The following is a 14,113-nucleotide window of genomic DNA, read 5'->3' on the forward strand; positions in this document are numbered from 1 at the left end:
TCACACCCTCGGGTGTGAGGCGCTTACTGGTTTCAGGGCACTCGCGGCCGGGCGCATGATGGTGGGGTGGGCGGCGCGATGGTCGGGCGCGAGGGGGAGCTCGCGCTGATCGAAGGCTTGATGGCTCGGCTGCCGGGGGCGGCGTCGGCTGTTGCGGTCGTGCGCGGTGAAGCCGGGATCGGGAAGACGACGCTGGTTCGCGCCGCCGTCGCGGATGCCGACGCTGCCGGCCTGCGGATCCTGAGCGGTGCGTGTGCGCCGTTGTCCGGCACGGTGGCGTACGGCGGTCTGGACGCGGCACTCGGGGTTGGCCAGGCCGCCGCCGGCGAGGTGTTCACCTCGCTCGCGGCGGGACGCGCCTGGGCCGCGGAGTCGATGCTGCGCACGGTGGGGGAGATCGCCGAGAGCGGCGCAGTACTCGTTGTCGAGGACCTGCACTGGGCGGATGTGTCGACGCTCGACTTCATCGCGCACCTGAGCCGCAACCTGCCCGCTACCGGTCTGCTGGTCCTGCTGACCTGGCGGGACGAGGAAACCGATCCCGAGCGAGCACGGTGGCTGAGCGAGCAGGTCCGCAGCCCGTCCGTCACCGAGGTGCCGCTTCGCCGACTCACACTCGATGAGACCAGCCGCCAGTTGCCGGAGTGCTCCGCAGAGTTGGTGGCCGCGGTGTACGGACGCAGTGCGGGCAACCCGTATCTCAACGCGGAGCTCGCTCGGGATGGTGCGAGTCCGTCGGAGTCACTGCGCCAAGTGCTGACGTCGAGGCTCGACGCCGTCGATGCGCAGGCGCGGACGGTGGTCGCTGCCGCCGCGACGCTTGGCCGCGCGCTGACCGACGACGAGATGCTTGCCGCGGCCGCCGGTGACCCTGACGCCGTCTGGCGGGCCTGCGATGCCGGCCTCATGCTGCGCGATCCCGGCCGTGGGTCGTCCGCTCGGCACCCAGTGCTGGCCGAGGTCGCGTACGAACGGCTGCTGTCGCGCGATCGCCGACAGCTGCACAGCAGAATGGCCGGACACCTGGAGACAGCTCTGCCAGCGCGGCCGACCGCGGCCGAGGTCGCCGAGGTCGCCGAGCAGTATCGGCGCGCGGACGACCCTGACGACGGGCTTGTCTGGTCGGTGCGCGCCGCGGTGGCAGCCGAGCAGGGGTACGCGATCGCGGAGGCCGGTCATTGGTACGCCGTCGCTGCGGCGATCTGGGACTCGGCCCAGAAGGTACGAGCGGACGTACGTGAGAAGTTGGCACTGCTGGTGTCCGCGGCGACTCACCTGGCGTCCGTCGGCCAGACTGATCGCGCCATGGCGCTGCTGGACGGCGACTTGGCGTCCATGTCCGACACAGACGACGAAGTCGTGCGGGCGGCCCTCGCCCGCAGTTGGCTCGGAACGACTGTGGGACACACCGATCAGGCGCTGCGGGACGTCGAACTCGCCGAGCAGTTGACATCTTCGGACGACGAACCGACGTGGGCCCGCGTATGCGCTGCCCGCGCGATGGCACTCGGCACCTGCTCGCGATGGGAGGAGGCGCTGGGCTCGGCGAGGACCGCGCTCGAATTCGCCGCCAAGTGCGGAGACATCCGCACGGTCGGGATAGTGCACGGCATGCTCGGCGTCCCGGCCAGTCTCGAAGGCCGCGTGTCCGAGGCGCTCGGGCATTTTCAGACAGCCCTTGCGATCGCGTACACGCTGGCCGAGCCCGAGGATCTTGCCCTGGCCGGCGTCGTGCTGACCGACGTCCACCTGCGGCTCGGCGACCCGGACCGAGCCGCGCGGGTCGCAGCGCTGGTCCGGCGGGAGATCGGCCGGCTGATGCTGGGACGGCACTGGCTGGAGGACCTCATGGACGCCAACGTCGCCCAGGCGCTTTACGACGCGGGTCGGTGGGACGAGGCGATCGACTGGATGCCCGACCCGACGGAGTCGTCCGACCTGGGCTTCGTCCAGTCCACGCTGCAGCAGGTTCACGTGGCGCGTGGCGACGTGGCGGCTGCCGAGGAACTGCAGGCACAAGCTGCGGCACTCGGCGAGCGTGATCAACCGCAGTTCCTGGGCATGTACAGCGAGGCGCGCGCCAGGCTCCTGCTCCTCATCGGACACCCCGGCGAGGCGCTCGATGTGGTCCTGTCGGCCGCACGGACGATGCCGGACCATCTCCTCGGACCTGACGATGCGGCGGACCTGCTGACGGCCGGCCTCGAGGCGGCCGGGAGCGCCGCTGATCCCGAGCGGCTCGAAGAGTTGGTGGCGTTGCTCGGCGATGTGACGACGACGGGCCGCACCGGAGCCGCGATGAGCGCGGTCATCAGCGGTGAGCGATCCCGGGCGGCCGGCGCCGGCGATCCGGATCCATGGCTGCTCGCGGCAACGGAGTGGGCCGCGGTCGGCCGGCCGCACGACGAGGCGCGGGCACGCCTGCGCGCAGCCGAGGCGATCCTTGCCAGTACGCCGGGCGCTGCCGCCCGCGGTACCGCCGCCGAACAACTCACCGGCGCGCGGCGTCTCGCTGAACGTCTCGGTGCGGTTCCGTTGCTCGAACAGATCGACAAACTCGCACGACTCGCCCGCGTCGACACGGGACGACCGGACCCGGCCGCCGTTCAAGCGAAGGCGGAGGTGCCGCCGCAGGGGCTCACGGACCGGGAGCGGCAGGTCCTTGCGCTGCTCGCCGGAGGCCGCACCAACCGGGAGATCGGCGATGCCCTCTACATGAGTCCCAAGACCGCGAGCGTCCACGTGACGCACATTCTGGAGAAGCTCGGCGTCGAGAGCCGGGTCCAGGCCGCTGCCGTGGCCGTTCGGCTTGGCCTCGACAAACCCCAGCAGTCGTGAGGTGTTGCGGTCAGGCCGGGGACGGGGTGGTGGTTGTGGTGGCCGGTCCGCCGCTGTGGGTGTGGCGGACGGCCAGGCCGGCTCCGATCAGGACGACTCCCCAGAGCAGGGCGACGCAGCCGAGGAAGACGGCGATGCCGACCGCGGCGGCGCCCGGGTTGGCGACGAACAGGACGCCGATCAGGATCGACAGCGCCGCGTTCAGGATCAGCAGCCAGCGCGGCATCACGTGGTTGCTGGTGAACGCGCCGAACACCTCGAACAGGCCGCGCACGATCAGCCAGATCCCGAGGATCCAGGTCAGCGTCACCGCCGCCACGCCCGGGCTGAAGATCGCGAAGAACGCCGCGACGAGGGCGACCACGCCGAGCAGGATCAGCCAGACCCGGCTGCTGCCCTTCGACTCCGGCCGGAACGCCTGGACCAGCGAACCGATGCCGTCCATCAGGGCCCAGAAGCCCCACAGCAGTGCCAGCGCGATCGCGGTCTCGATCGGCCAGACGATCGCCAGAATGCCGAACACGACACCGATCGCACCGCGGATGACCAAGGACCTCCAGCCGATCGTGAGCCACTCACGCTCCATGTCCCCACCTCCCAAGCCCATCGTGACCGCGCAACCGGCGACGCACAACGCCCCGGGCGTACTGTGCCGGTATGGCGCTGGCGGTGTGCCTCCTGTTCGATCGACGCACCGACCGGATCCTGCGGGCGTTGTGGGACCGGTTGGAGGATCGCGGCGTACCGACGCTGAAGTCGCACACGCACGGGCGGCACGTGCCGCACCTGTCCCTCGCGGTGCTGCGGGAGTGGGACCAGGAGAAGGTGACGCAGGCCGTGCAGCCCTTGATGGACGGGCCTGTCGGTCTGTACTTCGACGCGCTCGGGACGTTCCGGCGCGGCCGGGCATGGCTGGTGCCGGCGGTAGGCGTCGACGTGCTGGAGCTGCAGGAGAAAGCAGTCTCGGCGGTCAGGGAGACCGGTGCCGATCTCCACCGCCACTACGAACCAGGGCGCTGGGTGCCGCATTGCACCCTCGCGCCGCGCGTTCCACTGGTGTCGCTACCGATCCTCGCAGCAGCCGTGTACGACGTCCTGCCGCTCGAGGCGACCGCGGATCACGCCGCACTGATCGACAGCGGAACGGGTCAGGTCTGGCTACTCTGACGCGCGACGCAGAGCCTCCGAGAGGCGCTCGGCCGCGGCCATGACGGCTGGGGCGTGCATGCGGCCGGGCTGGCGGGACAAGCGCTCGATCGGGCCGGAGACGGAGACTGCGGCGATCACCTTGCCGCTGGGGGAGCGGACCGGAGCCGACACCGACGCGACGCCCTGCTCGCGCTCACCGACCGAGTGCGCCCATCCGCGACGCCGTACGCCGGCCAGTGCGGCAGCGTTGAAGGTCGCGTTGTGGAGGCCGCGGTGCATCCGCTCCGGGTCCTCCCAGGCAAGCAGTATTTGAGCGGCCGACCCGGCTGCCATGGTCAGCTGGCTGCCGACCGGCACGGTGTCGCGCAGGCCGGACGGACGCTCGGCCGCAGCCACGCAGACGCGGTACTCGCCTTGTCGGCGGAAGAGCTGCGCCGACTCACCGGTGATGTCGCGGAGTCGCGCCAGCACCGGGCCGGCTGTCGCCAGCAGCCGGTCCTCTCCGGCGGCGGAGGCCAACTCGCTCAGTCGCGGACCGAGCACGAACCGTCCCTGCATGTCCCTTCCGACCAGGCGGTGGTGCTCGAGCGCCACCGCGAGCCGGTGCGCGGTCGGGCGGGCCAGACCGGTGGCCGCGACCAGTCCGGCCAGGGTCGCCGGCCCGGACTCGAGCGCGGACAGAACGAGGGCTGCTTTGTCGAGAACGCCGACTCCGCTAGAGTTGTCCATGAGACGATATTGCCGTCTCGAATCGTGGAACGCAAGTCGCTTCCGTGACCCAGTTCAGAGCACTGTGAGCGATAAGGCACTGCACCACACACATCTCAAAGGAGAGTCTGATGGGTAGGACGTTGTCGGAAAAGGTCTGGGATGCGCACGTCGTGCGCCATGCCGACGGAGAACCCGACCTCCTCTACATCGACCTCCACCTGGTGCACGAGGTGACCAGCCCGCAGGCGTTCGACGGGCTCCGGCTGGCCGGCCGGCAGGTCCGCCGCCCGGACCTGACCATCGCCACCGAGGACCACAACGTCCCGACCTTCGACGTGGACAAGCCGATCGCCGACCCGGTGTCGCGGACCCAGGTGGACACGCTGCGCAGGAACGCCGAGGAGTTCGGGATCCGGATCCACACCCTCGGCGACCCGGACCAGGGCGTCGTGCACGTGATCGGCCCGCAGCTCGGCCTGACCCAGCCCGGGATGACCGTGGTCTGCGGTGACAGCCACACCTCCACCCACGGCGCGTTCGGCGCGATTGCCTTCGGCATCGGCACCAGCGAGGTCGAGCACGTGCTGGCCACCCAGACCCTGATGCAGGCCCGGCCCAAGACGATGGCCGTCACGGTCGACGGCGTACTGCCCGACGGCGTCTCGGCCAAGGACCTGGTGCTGGCGCTGATCGCGAAGGTCGGCACCGGCGGCGGCCAGGGCTACATCGTCGAGTACCGCGGCGAGGCGATCCGCGCGCTGAGCATGGAAGCCCGGATGACGATCTGCAACATGTCGATCGAGTGGGGCGCCAAGGCCGGCATGATCGCGCCGGACGAGACCACGTTCGCCTACCTGCAGGACAAGCCGCACGCGCCGCAGGGCGTGGACTGGGAGGCCGCGGTCGAGTACTGGAAGAGCCTCGCCACCGACGACGACGCCACCTTCGACCGCGAGGTCGTGCTGCGCGCCGAGGACATCACGCCGTTCGTCACCTGGGGCACCAACCCGGGCCAGGGCATCCCGCTGTCGGAGAACGTGCCGTCGCCGGACGACTTCGACAACGACAACGACAAGCGCGCCGCCGAGCGGGCGCTGGAGTACATGGGCCTGACCGCCGGGACGCCGATGCGCGAGATCCACGTGGACACGGTGTTCCTGGGGTCCTGCACCAACGGCCGGATCGAGGACCTGCGGGCCGCGGCCGGCGTGCTGGCCGGCCGGAAGGTTGCCGACGGCACCCGGATGCTGGTGGTCCCGGGCTCCGGCCGGGTCCGGCTGCAGGCCGAGGCCGAGGGCCTGGACCGGATCTTCAAGGAAGCCGGTGCGGAGTGGCGGGGCGCGGGCTGCTCGATGTGCCTGGGCATGAACCCGGACCAGCTGGCCCCCGGCGAGCGCAGCGCCTCCACCTCGAACCGGAACTTCGAAGGCCGCCAGGGCAAGGGCGGTCGCACCCACCTGGTCTCGCCGCTGGTCGCCGCCGCGACCGCGGTCACCGGAACCCTCGCGGCCCCGGCGGACCTGGAGCCGCTGGACGTCGCCGTACCCGAGAACGTCTGAGGAGAGCAGAGAGATGGAAGCCTTCACCCAGCACATCGGTACGGCGGCCCCGCTGCGCCGCAGCAACGTGGACACCGACCAGATCATCCCGGCCGTCTACCTGAAGCGGGTCACCCGGACCGGCTTCGAGGACGGGCTGTTCGCGGCCTGGCGCAACGACCCCACCTTCGTCCTGAACCAGCCCGAGTACGACGGGGTCTCGGTGCTCGTGGCCGGTCCGGACTTCGGCACCGGGTCGTCCCGGGAGCACGCGGTCTGGGCGCTGATGGACTACGGGTTCCGGGTCGTGGTGTCGTCGCGCTTCGGCGATATCTTCCGCGGCAACTCGGGCAAGGCCGGGCTGCTCGCGGCCCTGGTGACGCAGGACGTCGTGGAGCAGCTGTGGACCACGATCGAGGCCGACCCGGGCACCAAGGTCACGGTGGACCTGGAGAACAAGACGATCTCGGCCGGTGACGTGTCCGCGCCGTTCGAGATCGACGACTACACCCGCTACCGGCTGCTGAACGGCCTGGACGACGTCGGCATCACGCTGTCGCACGCGTCCGACATCGCCGCCTACGAGGCGACCCGGCCGAGCTTCAAGCCGGCCACGCTGCCTGCCAAGGCGTAGAACGCGCGCAGAGTTGTCGCCGCCGTAACACGCAGCACATCGGCGGCGATAACTCTGGTGTTACCCTTGCGTGGTTGTCAGAACAAGGCTTGCGAGATCCGGGAGGTGAGGCGCTCATGAACAGCGATCCCTCCAGACATACCGATCTCGCTCGACCTTCCAGGGGCTGATTCCTCTTCTTCTGATGCGGCCTGGGTGCCGCGGGGTCGGGCAGACGTGTGCCCATACACCCGCGCCACCGCATCTGGGGGACTCATGTCCGACCTTCGTATCCGTCCGCTGCGCGCCTTCGGCCGCACCCCCTTCCGTGCTCCCCGCCGTCCCGCGCCGGAGCCCGCCGAGCTGCAGATCCGCGACACCACGCCGAAGCCCAAGGGGCACAGCGTCGTCGACAGCGCGATCTACTGCGACGGCAACCGGGTCGCGTCGCCGGACTCGCTGGCCGAGACCTACCGCGTGCTGCACAAGGCGCCGCAGAGCCTGGCCTGGATCGGCCTTTACCGTCCGGACCGGCGCGAGCTCGACTCCCTGGCCCAGGAGTTCGATCTGCACGAGCTGGCCATCGAGGACGCCAACGAGGCCCACCAGCGCCCGAAGCTGGAGCGGTACGGCGACACGTTGTTCGTCGTACTGAAGGCTGCTCGCTACCGGGACGCGACCGAGGAGGTCGAGTTCGGCGAGGTGCATGTGTTCGTCGGCCCGGACTTCGTGGTGACGGTCCGACACGCCGAGGCGCCCAATCTGGCCGCGGTACGGCGCCGCGTCGAACGCGACCCCGAATTGCTGCAGCGCGGCACCGAGGCGGTCCTCTACGCGATCATGGACAAGGTCGTCGACGGCTACGCGCCCGTGGTGGCCGGCCTGGAGAACGACATCGACGAGATCGAGACCGAGGTGTTCCGCGGCGACCCGAAGGTGTCGCGGCGCATCTACGAGCTGTCCCGTGAGGTGATCGAGTTCCAGCGTGCGACCCGGCCACTGGTCGGCATGCTCGAGTCCCTGCGCGGCGGCTTCGAGAAGTACGGCGTGGACGAGGAGCTGCAGCGGTCGCTGCGGGACGTGGCCGACCACGTCACCGAGGTGGTGGAGAAGGTCGACGGGTTCCGCGAGCTGCTCCGCGACATCCTGACCGTGAACGCGACGCTGGTCGCCCAGCAGCAGAACGAGGAGATGAAGAGCCTCGCGATCGCCAGCAGCGAGCAGAACGAAGAGGTGAAGCGGATCTCCGCGTGGGCGGCGATCCTGTTCGCCCCGACCCTGATCGGCACCGTCTACGGGATGAACTTCGACAGCATGCCCGAGCTGCACTGGCAGTACGGCTACCCGTTCGCGATCGGCCTGATGGCGTTGGTGTGTGGGGGTCTGCACCAGATCTTCAAGCGCCGCGGCTGGCTCTGAATGATCCGTGCCCGCCCAGGGCACTAGTCTTCAGACACCCTGCGGACCTTGGAGGCCGACCATGTGGCTGTTCCTGCGGCGAAAGCTGATCATGTGGGCGATCGTGGCGATCGCCGTACCGTTGCTGGACTATCTGCTGGGCAAGGTGGCCGAGGAGTTGCGGGCCCGCAAAGGTGAGTCGGCGGTGACGCGAGGCCTCGACACAGCCCAGTCGGGGCTGCGAACCTTGCGGGGAAAGCGTCACTGAAGGGGCCTGCGAAGCCGTCACCCTTGGGCATCGGATCGTTGCTCAGCAGGGATTCGGAGACCTCCAGAAGGCCGAATCGGGCGAAATTGTGGCACGAATCGCCCAAAACAAGGCCGAATTGCCGCGTTGGTGTTTGTGAACGGCGTGTTGAGTCCATAACGTTCACGTGAGATCGAGCGCTGTGCTCGACGCCTAGTGTTCACGGAGGGAAGCAGTGAACAAGAGCCAGTTGGTCGAAGCGCTCGCAGTGCACTTCGACGGAAACCGCCGCCAGGCCCAGCATGCGTTGGAGTCGGTCATCGACACCATCGAGCGCGAGCTGACCAAGAAGGGTGGCAAGGTCGCCATCACCGGTTTCGGTGCCTTCGAGGCCATCGAGCGTGGGGCGCGCATCGTGCGCAACCCGCGGACCGGTGAGACCAAGCGCGCCAAGAAGACCACGGTTCCGAAGTTCCGCGCCGGTGCGGAGCTGAAGGCCGTTGTCTCCGGCGCGAAGAAGCTGCCGAAGCTGGTTGTGCCGAAGGCCACCGCGACCGCCACCAGGGCAGCCGCGCCGGCCAAGAAGGCCGCCCCGGCGAAGGCCGCAGCGACCAAGACCGCAGCAGCGACAAAGACCGCCGCCAAGAAGACGGTGGCCAAGAAGGCCCCGGCGAAGAAGGCCCCGGCCAAGACCGTCGCGAAGAAGGCGCCGGCGAAGAAGGCCCCGGCCAAGACCGTTGCCAAGAAGGCGCCGGCCAAGAAGGCCCCCGCCAAGAAGGCTCCGGCGAAGCGCGCAGCTTCTCGCTGACCTTCAGCACTGCAGCACCGCAACACCAGCGAAGGCCGGTCACCCTCTCCAGGGGCGACCGGCCTTCGCCGTGTTCAGGATGCCTCGGGCAACCTTCAGAGCTCGGTGATGAATTCGACCTTGGTGACAGTCAGCCCGGCCCCGGATCCGCTGGTCTGCAGCCGGACCCGCTGGCCGACCCGCAGGTGGCGCACCGGGGTGTCGGCCACCGCGTGCACGGTGAAGGGCAACTCGATCCCGGTGTCGGTCAGCACCGCACCGGCGAAACTCTCGGTGTCGTAACGGCTCACGGTTCCCTGCATGTCAGCAGGCTAGACCCTCGGTCCCGGTGGCGGCACCGAGCACCAGCGACATCACGTCGGCCGTCGCCGGACCCACACCGAGTTGTACGGCGTGTGCCAGATCGGCTGCGGTGTCGACGTCACGCCGTACCGAGTCGATGCCGGGCAGCTCGATCGGGACCGCGCCCGACAGTTGGTGGGCTAGTGCGGAACCCGCGCCGAAGCGGGGATCCAGCGCGACACCGGGCGCTGCGGCGAGCAACGTCGTACCGGTCCCGGGGAGGTCGACCACGAACGATCGTGGCGCCACACACGCCGCGAGTACGGCGGTCAGCTCGGCCGGCCGCAGCGCCGGGAGGTCTGCGGAGAGGGCAACGACCCCGTGGTCCGGGAACTCGGCGGCGGCCACCGTGGCACCGTGCAGCAAGGCTTCGTTCAGCCCCGCGGACGGAAGGTCCGGCACAGCCAGCGCGCCCACCGCGGTGACGTCCGCGGCGACGACCGGGTCGTCGGTGACGACCAGGACGGCGCGGACCAGGGGAGATGCGAGGGCGGCCGCAGTAGTGTCGACAGCAAAGGCGCGGGCGAGCTCGGGCCGGTGCTGGGGGTAGGCCGCAGCGAGCCGGCTCTTCGCGATCGCCGTACGCTTCACCGGGATCGCCAGGGTCCAGGGAGCGACCTGTAGGTCTGCCATCAGGCAGGATTCTCCCATGACGGATGGCAGTGACGAGCAGCAGGAGGCAGGAGTGGACAGCCGGCAGAGTGACCCCAGGCCGCGCCGGGGGTTCTGGTTCGGGCTGGTGGTCGCGATCGTCAAGCCGTTCATGCTGGCCTTCACCAAGCCGGACTTCAGCGGCCGGGAGAACATGCCGCGGTCCGGCGGCGTGGTGTTCGCGCCGAACCACATCTCGCACTTCGACCCGCTGGTGCTCGGGTTCTTCATCTGGGAGTGCCGGCGGATCCCGCGGTTCCTGGGCAAGGCCTCGGTCTTCAAGATCCCGGTCCTCGGCCGGATCATCTCCAGTGCCGGGCAGATCCCGGTGTACCGGGAGTCGGCCCAGGCGGCCGACGCGTTCCGGGACGCGGTCGCCGCGATCGAGCGTGGCGAGTGCGTCGGCGTCTACCCCGAAGGCACGATCACCCGGGATCCGGAGCTGTGGCCGATGACCGGCAAGACCGGCGCGGCCCGGATCGCCTTGATGACCGGGTGTCCGGTGGTCCCGATCGCCAACTGGGGAGCGCAGGACGTGCTGGAGTCGTACACCGGCAAGCTGCGGATCCGGCTGCTGCCGCGCAAGACCATCAAGGTGCGGGCCGGGAAACCGGTCGACCTGAGCGCGTTCGAGGGCAAGCCGATCACCAACGGGCTGTTGCACGAGGCAACCGAGGTGATCATGCGCGCGGTCGCGGACACGCTCGGCGAGGTGCGCGGCGAGATCCCGCCCAAGGAGCTCTACGACCTGCGCAAGGCGCGTGCCGAGGATGCCAAGGACGCCAAGGACGACGGTGAGGAGAAGGCATGACCAAGGTTGCGGTGTTCGGGGCCGGCTCCTGGGGTACGGCGTTCGCCACGGTGCTGGCCAACGCCGGCAACCAGGTGTCGATCTGGGGCCGGCGGGAGTCGCTCTGCGAGGCGATCAACACCCAGCACGAGAACTCCGACTACCTGCCCGGGATCCGTTTGCCGGACTCGATCACTGCGACCCACGACCCGGCCGCGGCCGCGGCCGGCGCGGAGGCCGTCGTACTCGCGGTGCCGAGTCAGTCGCTGCGGGACAACCTGAAGGACTGGGCCGGCGTGCTGCCGAACGCCGTACCGCTGGTCAGCCTGATGAAGGGCGTCGAGGTCGGTACGACGAAGCGGATGAGCGAGGTGATCGCCGAGCTCACCGGCGCCGGCCCGGAACGGATCGCGGTCGTCTCCGGCCCGAACCTGGCCCGTGAGATCGCCGAAGGGCAGCCGGCCGCGTCCGTCGTCGCCTGTGCCGACGAGGGCACCGCGACCCGGCTGCAGAAGTTGTGCCACTCGCCGACGTTCCGCCCGTACACGAACAACGACGTGATCGGCTGCGAGCTCGGCGGCGCCTCCAAGAACGTGATCGCCCTGGCCGTCGGGATGGCGGTCGGCCTCGGCTTCGGCGACAACGCCCGGGCGTCGGTGATCACCCGCGGCCTGGTCGAGATCGCCCGCCTGGGTACGGCGCTCGGCGCGCAGGAGCACACGTTCTCCGGCCTGGCCGGGCTGGGCGACCTGGTCGCGACCTGCTCGTCGCCGTTGTCGCGGAACCGGACCTTCGGCGAGAAGCTCGGCCAGGGCATGACCGTCGCCGAGATCGCCGGCGCCACCCGGCAGGTCGCCGAGGGCGTGAAGTCCTGCGCGTCGATCTCCGAGCTCGCCCACCACCACGACGTCGAGATGCCGATCGCCGAACACGTGACCAAGGTCGTGGCCGGCGAGATGACGCCGAAGGACATGCTGTTCAGCCTGGTGTCCCGGTCGGCCAAGTCCGAGCGCTGGTGATCGTCCCGGAGGCCTTCGTCCGGGCGACCGTCGATCGCGAAGGCGAGGCCGGAGAAGCCTGGCTCGAACGGTTGCCGGGGATCATCGAGGACCTGCTGTCCCGGTGGGACTGCGCCGTCGACGGCGATGCGATGCATGGCCAGGTCGGCGTCGTCGTTCCCGTCCTGGCGCCCGCACCGGCCGTGCTGAAGGTGTCGTTCCCGCATCCCGGCAACGTGCACGAGCCGGATGCCTTCGCCGCTTGGGACGGTCGTGGTGCGGTCCGGCTCTACGAGCGGGACGACGACCGGTTCGCGCTGCTGCTCGAACGCGTGCATCCGACGACGCTCAACGAGGGCACAAACATCGCGGAGGACGCGGGGCGGCTGCATCGTCGGCTGGCGGTGCCTGCACCCGTCGGCCTGCCGCGACTGCAGGACCGTGCCGACGAGTGGGAAGCGGAGCTCCGCAAGGATGCCGCTGAACTGACGCATCCGCTGCCCGACTCGGTCCTCGACGCGGCTGTGGCCGTCATCCACGAGCTCGGCCGGGGCCAACCGGACATCCTCATCCACGGCGACTTCCATCCGCGTAACATCCTGCGCGCCGACCGGGAGCCGTGGCTGGCCGTGGATCCCAAGGGTTACGTGGGTGATCCGGCGTACGACGGCGCCACGTTCCTCAAGCCGCGGGCGCTCGCGTTGATGGAGTCCGACGATCTGATGAAGGCGCTGCAGCGCGAGCTGGAGGTGTTTGCCGAAGCTGCCGAGCTCGATCCGGAACGTGTTCGGTTGTGGGCGCAGCTGCAGGCTGTGCAGGCCGCGTTGCACGGCAGGCGGTACGGCTACGGCCGTGCGCGGAGTGGGCCGTTGCTGAAGCGGCTCAACGCCCTCGCGGATCAGTTGGCCATGAGTTGGTGCTGAAGGACGAGTGTCGCGGCGCCGCGGAGCGCAGCGTCCTGGCCGGACCGGCTGGTGACCACGAGCAGGTCGGTGGTGGCCAGGGGCAACGATCTGGCATAGATCGCTTCCCGGATCCCGGCCAGCAGGCTGTCACCGGCCTGCGACAGTGAGCCGCCGACCACGATCACTGACGGGTTCAAGAGGCTGACGCAGGCCGCCAGCACGGTGCCGATCTCGCGGCCTGCTTGCCGAACCGCTGCGGTCGCAGCCGTGTCGCCGGCCCGGACCAGCTTGACGATGTCCTGGCTGCTGTTGACTCCGAGCTGGGCGGCGATCGCTGCGGCCGACGCGACCGCCTCCAGGCAGCCAGTGTTCCCACAGCGGCAGACTTCGTCGTGATCGAGTGCCTGGATGTGGCCGATGTCCCCGGCCGCTCCCTGCGCGCCCCGATGCAGCCGGCCACCGCTGATCACGCCGGCGCCGATCCCGGTCGCCACCTTCACGAACAGCAGGTGCTCGACGTCGGCGTACTCGGAGGCGTGTTCGCCGAGCGCCATGATGTTCACGTCGTTGTCGACCAGCACCGGTCCGGCGAGCTCGCGGCCGAGCCGGCCGACGACGTCGTACGAGTCCCAGCCCGGCATGATCGGCGGGTGGTTCGGCCGCCCGGTGCTGTGCTCCACGGGACCTGGCAGTCCGACGCCCGTACCCGCGAGGTCCTTGACCGATCGCCGCGCCGACTTCAGCAAGCCGCGGCTGATCCGCACGACCTCGCTGAGCACCGTCTCCGGCCCTTCCGCGATGTTCAGCGGCATCGTGGACCGGTCGAGGATCTCGCCGGTCAGGTCGGTGAGGGCGACCGACAGGTGCGTCGCTCCGATGTCCGCGGCCAGGATCAGCCGGGCGGCCGGGTTGAACCGGAACCGGGCCGGCGGCCGCCCGCCGGTCGACGCGGCCTCACCCGACGGTACGACGAGACCGGCCGCGACCAGCTCCTCGATCCGCCCGGTCACGGTCGACCGGGCGAGTCCGCTGAGGTCGATGAGCTCTGCGCGGGTCCGCGGCTGCCCGTCGAGCAGCAAGCGCAGGACCGCGCCGCTTCCCGCCGTACCGAGATCACTCATGCGC

At 69.8% G+C, this 14,113-nt stretch carries 15 protein-coding genes; 10 read left to right on the plus strand and 5 right to left on the minus strand.

Features of this window, described 5'->3' with window-relative positions; translation table 11 throughout:
* The first annotated feature begins 66 nt into the window (after positions 1 to 66).
* Entirely contained in the window at positions 67 to 2,838 is a 2,772-nt protein-coding gene (locus tag AB0H36_RS41865; RefSeq protein WP_360536578.1) for a LuxR C-terminal-related transcriptional regulator, read from the plus strand.
* Between the two features lie 10 nt (positions 2,839 to 2,848).
* Here AB0H36_RS41865 and AB0H36_RS41870 read toward each other — a convergent pair whose 3' ends face one another.
* Complete coding sequence (locus tag AB0H36_RS41870; RefSeq protein ID WP_360536580.1) at positions 2,849 to 3,424, minus strand: DUF308 domain-containing protein; 576 nt, start codon at positions 3,422 to 3,424, stop codon at positions 2,849 to 2,851.
* Positions 3,425 to 3,495: 71 nt separating this feature from the next.
* Between AB0H36_RS41870 and AB0H36_RS41875 the strand changes: the two genes are divergently transcribed.
* The gene (locus AB0H36_RS41875) at positions 3,496 to 4,005 is read left to right on the plus strand and encodes a 2'-5' RNA ligase family protein (RefSeq protein WP_360536582.1); all 510 of its coding nucleotides are present in this window, start codon (positions 3,496 to 3,498) and stop codon (positions 4,003 to 4,005) included.
* Here AB0H36_RS41875 and AB0H36_RS41880 read toward each other — a convergent pair.
* The gene (locus AB0H36_RS41880) at positions 3,997 to 4,716 is read right to left on the minus strand and encodes an IclR family transcriptional regulator (protein ID WP_012922430.1); all 720 of its coding nucleotides are present in this window, start codon (positions 4,714 to 4,716) and stop codon (positions 3,997 to 3,999) included. The genes AB0H36_RS41875 and AB0H36_RS41880 overlap by 9 nt on opposite strands.
* 110 nt (positions 4,717 to 4,826) lie before the next feature.
* Here AB0H36_RS41880 and leuC point away from each other — a divergent pair, with 110 nt between their 5' ends.
* From leuC to AB0H36_RS41905, 5 genes are all read left to right on the plus strand, one after another.
* Positions 4,827 to 6,257 (plus strand): 3-isopropylmalate dehydratase large subunit, encoded by a 1,431-nt coding sequence (gene leuC / locus AB0H36_RS41885; RefSeq protein WP_360536584.1) that lies wholly within the window; start codon positions 4,827 to 4,829, stop codon positions 6,255 to 6,257.
* 13 nt (positions 6,258 to 6,270) lie between these two features.
* Positions 6,271 to 6,870, plus strand: a complete 600-nt coding sequence (gene leuD / locus AB0H36_RS41890; RefSeq protein ID WP_360536586.1) for a 3-isopropylmalate dehydratase small subunit — start codon at positions 6,271 to 6,273, stop codon at positions 6,868 to 6,870.
* Positions 6,871 to 7,125: 255 nt separating this feature from the next.
* A complete protein-coding gene (gene corA, locus AB0H36_RS41895) occupies positions 7,126 to 8,268 on the plus strand; it encodes a magnesium/cobalt transporter CorA (RefSeq protein ID WP_360536588.1) in 1,143 nt (380 codons plus the stop codon).
* A 61-nt stretch (positions 8,269 to 8,329) separates the two neighbouring features.
* A complete protein-coding gene (locus tag AB0H36_RS41900; protein WP_360536590.1) occupies positions 8,330 to 8,515 on the plus strand; it encodes a hypothetical protein in 186 nt (61 codons plus the stop codon).
* A gap of 214 nt (positions 8,516 to 8,729) precedes the next feature.
* Positions 8,730 to 9,302: an HU family DNA-binding protein gene (locus AB0H36_RS41905; RefSeq protein WP_360536592.1), complete on the plus strand. Its 573-nt coding sequence runs from the start codon at positions 8,730 to 8,732 to the stop codon at positions 9,300 to 9,302.
* A 95-nt stretch (positions 9,303 to 9,397) separates the two neighbouring features.
* On the opposite strand, the gene AB0H36_RS41910 is transcribed toward AB0H36_RS41905, so the two are convergent.
* The gene (locus tag AB0H36_RS41910) at positions 9,398 to 9,604 is read right to left on the minus strand and encodes a hypothetical protein (protein ID WP_360536594.1); all 207 of its coding nucleotides are present in this window, start codon (positions 9,602 to 9,604) and stop codon (positions 9,398 to 9,400) included.
* Between the two features lies 1 nt (position 9,605).
* Positions 9,606 to 10,277 carry a 2-phospho-L-lactate guanylyltransferase gene (gene cofC / locus AB0H36_RS41915; RefSeq protein WP_360536596.1) on the minus strand — a complete coding sequence of 224 codons (672 nt, stop codon included), beginning with the start codon at positions 10,275 to 10,277 and terminating at the stop codon, positions 9,606 to 9,608.
* A gap of 16 nt (positions 10,278 to 10,293) precedes the next feature.
* On the opposite strand from cofC, the gene AB0H36_RS41920 reads away from it, so the two are divergent.
* Genes AB0H36_RS41920 through AB0H36_RS41930 form a run of 3 tightly spaced genes read left to right on the plus strand, consistent with a single transcriptional unit; the run spans position 10,294 to position 13,006 of the window.
* Positions 10,294 to 11,106: a lysophospholipid acyltransferase family protein gene (locus tag AB0H36_RS41920; RefSeq protein ID WP_360536598.1), complete on the plus strand. Its 813-nt coding sequence runs from the start codon at positions 10,294 to 10,296 to the stop codon at positions 11,104 to 11,106.
* Positions 11,103 to 12,104 (plus strand): NAD(P)H-dependent glycerol-3-phosphate dehydrogenase, encoded by a 1,002-nt coding sequence (locus AB0H36_RS41925; RefSeq protein ID WP_360536600.1) that lies wholly within the window; start codon positions 11,103 to 11,105, stop codon positions 12,102 to 12,104. Before AB0H36_RS41920 ends, AB0H36_RS41925 begins: the two co-directional genes overlap by 4 nt.
* Positions 12,101 to 13,006, plus strand: coding sequence for an aminoglycoside phosphotransferase family protein (locus AB0H36_RS41930; protein ID WP_360536602.1), 906 nt, complete (start codon positions 12,101 to 12,103; stop codon positions 13,004 to 13,006). Before AB0H36_RS41925 ends, AB0H36_RS41930 begins: the two co-directional genes overlap by 4 nt.
* Here AB0H36_RS41930 and AB0H36_RS41935 read toward each other — a convergent pair.
* Positions 12,982 to 14,109: an ROK family transcriptional regulator gene (locus AB0H36_RS41935; RefSeq protein WP_360536604.1), complete on the minus strand. Its 1,128-nt coding sequence runs from the start codon at positions 14,107 to 14,109 to the stop codon at positions 12,982 to 12,984. The genes AB0H36_RS41930 and AB0H36_RS41935 overlap by 25 nt on opposite strands.
* Positions 14,110 to 14,113: the final 4 nt, after the last annotated feature.

This window comes from Kribbella sp. NPDC050820 (assembly GCF_040653975.1).
Taxonomy (GTDB): Bacteria; Actinomycetota; Actinomycetes; order Propionibacteriales; family Kribbellaceae; genus Kribbella.

What these genes read in the sequence shown, in the direction of transcription:
- AB0H36_RS41870 (WP_360536580.1), bottom strand. Translation starts at nt 3,424, where the DNA reads ATGGAGCGTGAGTGGCTCACGATCGGCTGGAGGTCCTTGGTCATCCGC.
- AB0H36_RS41875 (WP_360536582.1), top strand. Translation starts at nt 3,496, where the DNA reads ATGGCGCTGGCGGTGTGCCTCCTGTTCGATCGACGCACCGACCGGATC.
- AB0H36_RS41880 (WP_012922430.1), bottom strand. Translation starts at nt 4,716, where the DNA reads ATGGACAACTCTAGCGGAGTCGGCGTTCTCGACAAAGCAGCCCTCGTT.
- leuC (WP_360536584.1), top strand. Translation starts at nt 4,827, where the DNA reads ATGGGTAGGACGTTGTCGGAAAAGGTCTGGGATGCGCACGTCGTGCGC.
- leuD (WP_360536586.1), top strand. Translation starts at nt 6,271, where the DNA reads ATGGAAGCCTTCACCCAGCACATCGGTACGGCGGCCCCGCTGCGCCGC.
- corA (WP_360536588.1), top strand. Translation starts at nt 7,126, where the DNA reads ATGTCCGACCTTCGTATCCGTCCGCTGCGCGCCTTCGGCCGCACCCCC.
- AB0H36_RS41900 (WP_360536590.1), top strand. Translation starts at nt 8,330, where the DNA reads ATGTGGCTGTTCCTGCGGCGAAAGCTGATCATGTGGGCGATCGTGGCG.
- AB0H36_RS41910 (WP_360536594.1), bottom strand. Translation starts at nt 9,604, where the DNA reads ATGCAGGGAACCGTGAGCCGTTACGACACCGAGAGTTTCGCCGGTGCG.
- cofC (WP_360536596.1), bottom strand. Translation starts at nt 10,277, where the DNA reads ATGGCAGACCTACAGGTCGCTCCCTGGACCCTGGCGATCCCGGTGAAG.
- AB0H36_RS41920 (WP_360536598.1), top strand. Translation starts at nt 10,294, where the DNA reads ATGACGGATGGCAGTGACGAGCAGCAGGAGGCAGGAGTGGACAGCCGG.
- AB0H36_RS41925 (WP_360536600.1), top strand. Translation starts at nt 11,103, where the DNA reads ATGACCAAGGTTGCGGTGTTCGGGGCCGGCTCCTGGGGTACGGCGTTC.
- AB0H36_RS41935 (WP_360536604.1), bottom strand. Translation starts at nt 14,109, where the DNA reads ATGAGTGATCTCGGTACGGCGGGAAGCGGCGCGGTCCTGCGCTTGCTG.